The following is a 449-nucleotide window of genomic DNA, read 5'->3' as shown; positions in this document are numbered from 1 at the left end:
ATTGCAGATAGAGCAGATATTGGGACAGAGAAATACTCACGATAAGATTCCTTGGTTTGCAATAAAGTGATTATGCCATACTTTTGAAGATAATCCCTCTAGAAAATACGGCATTTTGGAAGCACTTCAGACCGTCTGAAACAGCCTGATTTTCAATTCATGTTTTATTGTGATAATTGTTGACGATTTTTGTATATTTATGTAACTATTGCACACCGCTATTTATTAGATTAAAGAGGAGAATATGAGCATACTCGCCGCTATCCGCACTAAAGAGCCTTTGCGCCATTTGCGCTGGTTTGATATGCTGATTGTAACCGCTATCCTGCTCGGTCAATTTGCCTACCGCTCCACCCAACTTTATATCGCCAGCCTGATGCCGCAAGTGGAAACGGCCGCCGTTGCCGAAGAGGCACGCGATACTGCGGTAACCGGCGTGGCTTATTCGG

Annotated in this window: 1 pseudogene; it reads left to right on the top strand. The window is 43.7% G+C overall.

Annotated features, from left to right (window positions below):
• Positions 1 to 244 precede the first annotated feature (244 nt).
• Positions 245 to 449: pseudogene (locus ACTHUF_RS11270) on the top strand (CPBP family intramembrane glutamate endopeptidase); the annotation flags it as partial.

Source organism: Neisseria sp. P0024.S006, assembly GCF_051956595.1.
Lineage (GTDB): Bacteria > Pseudomonadota > Gammaproteobacteria > Burkholderiales > Neisseriaceae > Neisseria.
Note: the sequence above shows the minus strand (reverse complement) of the source record. Positions and strands in the feature narration are given on the sequence as shown.